The following is a 4,513-nucleotide window of genomic DNA, read 5'->3' on the forward strand; positions in this document are numbered from 1 at the left end:
CGGCCGCTCGGGGAAGTCGCGCGGCCGGGCCGGGCCGGCCGCGCGGCGCGCCTCCTGGAGCACGGCGTTGCGGGTCAGGTTCTGCAGGGCCTGCGCGGCGAGCAGATACGCGCCGGGCGTCGGCGTGGACCGCGCGGGCAGGAGCTCCCTCGGTCCGGACACCTCGATGGCGAGCTGCCTGCGGCCCTCCAGCGCGCTGGCCCGTTCCGTCTCGGCGTTGGCGTACCGGCGCAGCAGTGCGGCGTGTTCACCCCGCAGCCCGGCCAGTTCCACGCGCTTGCGGCGCAGCTTGGTCTCCAGCCGGGTGCGCAGTTCCCGTGCTTCCTCGAGGTCCGCCTCCAGTTCGGCCAGGCGCTCCTCGGTCTTCCACTCGTCGCTGGCCCGGGCACGGGTCAGCTCCGCGACCCGCAGCCCCGCGGCCCGGTCCCAGCCGCGCATCAGGCAGGCACCGGTGACCGCGGCAGCCGCTGTCACGGCGACCAGGGCGCGCAGTGCCAGGGGTTCCGCGAGGAGCCAGGCTCCGGCGGCACAGACGACCGGCACTCCGGCCACCACGGCGGGAGGAAGGATTCTGTGGAGGGGCGGCGAATGGCGGTGGCGTCCTCGTGGCATGGCTCGAAATTTACCGTGCGTACGAGTCACTTGGGAGGCCGCCCGGCAATCTGTTCCCCGCCGGTTACCTGGCGGCCTCTCATGTGGCACTCGGATACGCCTTTTTACTTCTGGATCAGTCCCTTCGACCGGAGATAGTCCCCGGCCGCATCCGCGGGCTTGGCGCGCTCCGCGTCGACCTTGCGGTTGAGTTCCGCGAGGTCCTCCGTGGTCAGTACGCCGGTGAGCTTCCCGAGCGCTTCCGCGATCTCCGGCGCGCCCGCATCCTCGGCATTGAGTACCGGAAGGACGTTGTCCGCGTTCTGCAGCTTCTTGTCGTCCTCCAGGAACACCAGACCGTAGGTGTCGAGCACCGCGTCCGTGGTGGTCGTCAGGACCAGCTGGTCCTTGCCGTCCTTGACCGCCTGCTTGGACTGCGGTGTGCCGACCCCCTTGGGATCGATCCCGATGACATCGATGCCGTACGTCTTCTTCAGTCCGGGCGCGCAGAACGGCCGCACCTCGCACTCGTCACCCGCCGCGATCCTCACCTTGATCTTCGAGCTGCCGAGGTCGGAAAGCGTCTTGAGGCTGTTCTTGTCGGCGAATTCCTTCGACACCGCGAAGGCGTTCTGGTCGACCGCCTTGCCCGCCGGAAGGACCTTCAGGCCGAGCGGGGTGGCGAGCTTCTCCAGAGCGGCGACGGTGGCTGCCGCGTCACCCGAGGCGACCGGCTTCTTCTCCGCCTCCTTCGCCCCGTTGACCTTGGCGTTGAGGAATTCCGCGAGCGTCGCGGCGTATTCCGGGACGACGTCGATCTCGCCCTTCTCCAGCGAGGGCTCGTACAGTTCGCGGTTCTTCACCGTGGTGACCGTGGTGTCGTATCCGGCGTCACCCAGGACCTGGGCGTACAGCTCGGCGAGCACCTTGGACTCGGTGAAGCCGGCGGCGCCCACGACGAGCGAGCCCTTCCCGGAACCGGCGCCGGAACCCTTGTCCGGGCCGCTCTTCTCCTGCTCCAGGCTGTCACCGCCGCACGCGGCGAGCGTGCCTGCCAGCGCGACCGCTCCGATGACCGCGCCTGCTATGCGCGAGGTCCTGCTCATGTTCGTTCTCCGTCCGGGAAAGAAATGGTGTGCACAGTCCGGGAAGTCCGCGCGTTCATGCGGTCCGGCGTCGGCGCAGGGGCGACAGCAGCCGGTCCAGTGCCATGAGGGCGCCCTCCACCGCCAGGGCCAGGAGGGCGACCAGCACGGCGCCCGCGAAGACCTGCGCGGTGTCGTAGGTGTTGAATCCGGCGGTGATGATCCGGCCCAGGCCGCCGAGGCCGACCATCGCCGCGATCGAGGCGGTGGCGATCACCTGGACGGCGGCGGACCGGAGGCCGGTCATGATCATCGGGTGGGCGAGGGGGAGCTCGACCCGCAGGAAGAGCTGCACACCGGACATGCCCATGCCCCGCGCGGCCTCCACCACCGACCGGTCCACCTCCGTCATCCCGATATAGGCGTTGGTCAGCAGCGGGGGCACGGCGAACAGCACCAGCGCGATGACCGTGGGCAGATAACCGGAGTTACGCAGGGGCGTCATCATGAAGAGGGCCAGCACCGCGAACACCGGGACCGCCCGGCCCACGTTGGAGAGGTTGACGGCGAGCGCGCCTCCCTTGCCCACGTGTCCGAGATACAGAGCCGCCGGCAGGGCGATGAGGCAGGCCGCCGCGAGGGCGGCCCCGCTGACGTACAGATGCTCGGCCAGACGGTGTGCCGCCCCGTCGCCCCCCGACCAGTTGGCCCCGGTGGTGAGCCAGACCCATGCCTCCCCGACGACTTCCATGGGTCAGACCGCCTCCGTCTTCGCGATGCCCGCCCCGGCGGACGCCACGGCGGGCGTCCGTATCCGGGTCCAGGGCGTGAGCAGGCGTTGCACGCCGAGCAGCAGCAGGTCCGCGGCCACCGCGAGCAGCACGCAGAGCACGGACGCGGTGAGCACCTGGGCCTTGAAGAAGCTGGGCAGCGCGTCCTCGATGAGATTGCCGAGGCCGCCCTTGCCGACGAGGGAACCGACCGTGGTCAGCGCCACCGTCGACACCGTGGCGATCCGCAGTCCGGCCATCAGGGCGGGGAGGGCGAGGGGGAGTTCGACCTCCCAGAGCAGCCGGGCGGGCCCGTACCCCATGCCCTTCGCCGCTTCCCTGGCCTCCTGCGGGACAGCTTCGAGACCGGCCAGGATGTTGCGTACGAGAATGGTCAGCGAATAGAGCACCAGGCCGGTGACGACGAGCGCCGCGGACAGTCCGAAGAGCGGCAGCAGCAGCGAGAACATCGCCAGTGACGGCACGGTGTAGAGCACCGTCGTCAGGCCCAGCACCGGGCCCGCGAAATGCCGGCCCCGGCGAGCGAGCAGCGCAAGCGGAAATGCCACCGCGAGCCCTATCAGCACGGAAACCGCCGTGATCCAGATGTGCTGCACGGTCGCTTCGGCCAACTCCTGGCTGCGGGAACGCAGATACTCTCCGCAGATCCAGTCGTTCGCCACCAGGCAGTTCTGCTCGGCCATCCGCCCCCACCTCCTGTTCACCCTCGCGTCGCCGCTCCGGGTCCGGTCCCGGACGAGCCTATCCTCGACCACCGACAAGCACCCGGGTTGCCGTATTCCGGCAACATGGCCTTCACAGCACCCGCGTCACAATGGGGAATCATGATCCGTTTCGAGCACGTCACCAAGCGGTACGCGGACGGCACCACCGCCGTCGACGACCTTTCCTTCGAGGTCGCCGAGGGCGAACTGGTCACGCTCGTCGGGCCTTCCGGCTGCGGCAAGACGACCACCATGAAAATGGTGAACCGTCTGACCGAACCGACCGACGGCCGGATATTCCTCGACGGGGACGACATATCCGCCATCGACCCCGTCCGGCTCCGCCGCCGTATCGGCTATGTGATCCAGCAGGTCGGTCTCTTCCCTCACAAGACGGTCCTGGAGAACACGGCGACCGTTCCCCATCTCCTCGGCTGGAGCCGGGAAAAGGGCCGGAAGCGCGCCGCCGAACTGCTCGATCTTGTCGGACTCGATCCTTCCGTTCATGGCGGCCGCTATCCCGATCAGCTTTCCGGCGGCCAGCGCCAACGGGTCGGTGTGGCCCGGGCCCTGGCCGCCGACCCGCCGGTCCTGCTGATGGACGAGCCTTTCGGAGCGGTCGATCCGGTGGTGCGGGAAAGGCTTCAGAACGAATTCCTGAAACTGCAGGCCCAGGTCCGCAAGACCGTGCTGTTCGTCACCCACGACATCGAGGAAGCCGTCCGGCTCGGTGACCGGATGGCGGTGTACGGACACGGCCGCATCGAGCAGTTCGACACCCCCGCCACGGTGCTCGGGGCTCCCTCCACGCCGTACGTCGCCGGTTTCGTCGGGGCCGACCGCGGGCTGAAGCGGCTCTCGGTCACCCCCGTCGAGGAGAGCGACCTGGACCAGCCGCCGGTCGTCCATCTCGACGATCCGCTGGCACAGGCGACCGAGCGGTTGCGGGCCGACGGCGCACACTGGGCGGTCGTCCTGGACGGCCAGGACAATCTGCACGGCTGGATCCCGGCCGGTGACGGGGCGGCGGCCGGGGGCACGGTCCGCGAGCACGCCCGGCGCATGGAGGCGTGGCTTCCGCTCGGCGCGCCGCTCAAGCAGGCCTTCGCCACGATGCTGCAGCACGACGCGGGCTGGATCGCCGTCATCGACGAGGAGGGCACCGGCCGCTTCCTGGGCGTGCTCACCCCGGCCCGCCTCCACGAGGCCCTGCGGCGCTCGATCGACGCGGACGCACAGGACGTGCCACGCGCCGGGATCACCGTGGAGACCGTGGCAGGCCCCGTCGGCTCCCCCTGACCGGGCCCTCTCCCCCGGCGGGGTACGCGTGACCGGTGGGGCT

The 4,513-nt window shown here is 69.8% G+C and carries 4 protein-coding genes and 1 pseudogene; 1 reads left to right on the top strand and 4 read right to left on the bottom strand.

Annotated features, from left to right (window positions below; translation table 11 throughout):
* The 4 genes and pseudogenes from VN520_RS05220 to VN520_RS05235 form a co-directional block, all read right to left on the bottom strand.
* Positions 1-612, bottom strand: a pseudogene (locus tag VN520_RS05220) (hypothetical protein); the annotation flags it as partial.
* 104 nt (positions 613-716) lie between these two features.
* The gene (locus VN520_RS05225; RefSeq protein ID WP_325745650.1) at positions 717-1,697 is read right to left on the bottom strand and encodes an ABC transporter substrate-binding protein; all 981 of its coding nucleotides are present in this window, start codon (positions 1,695-1,697) and stop codon (positions 717-719) included.
* Between the two features lie 55 nt (positions 1,698-1,752).
* Positions 1,753-2,427 (bottom strand): ABC transporter permease, encoded by a 675-nt coding sequence (locus VN520_RS05230; RefSeq protein ID WP_325745651.1) that lies wholly within the window; start codon positions 2,425-2,427, stop codon positions 1,753-1,755.
* 3 nt (positions 2,428-2,430) lie between these two features.
* On the bottom strand, positions 2,431-3,150 hold the full coding sequence (locus tag VN520_RS05235) for an ABC transporter permease (RefSeq protein ID WP_325745652.1): 720 nt from the start codon (positions 3,148-3,150) through the stop codon (positions 2,431-2,433).
* Positions 3,151-3,291: 141 nt separating this feature from the next.
* Here VN520_RS05235 and VN520_RS05240 point away from each other — a divergent pair, with 141 nt between their 5' ends.
* Positions 3,292-4,470 (top strand): betaine/proline/choline family ABC transporter ATP-binding protein, encoded by a 1,179-nt coding sequence (locus tag VN520_RS05240; RefSeq protein WP_325745653.1) that lies wholly within the window; start codon positions 3,292-3,294, stop codon positions 4,468-4,470.
* The last annotated feature ends 43 nt before the right edge of the window (positions 4,471-4,513 follow it).

Origin of the sequence: Streptomyces sp., assembly GCF_035563135.1 — a bacterium.
Taxonomy (GTDB): Bacteria; Actinomycetota; Actinomycetes; order Streptomycetales; family Streptomycetaceae; genus Streptomyces.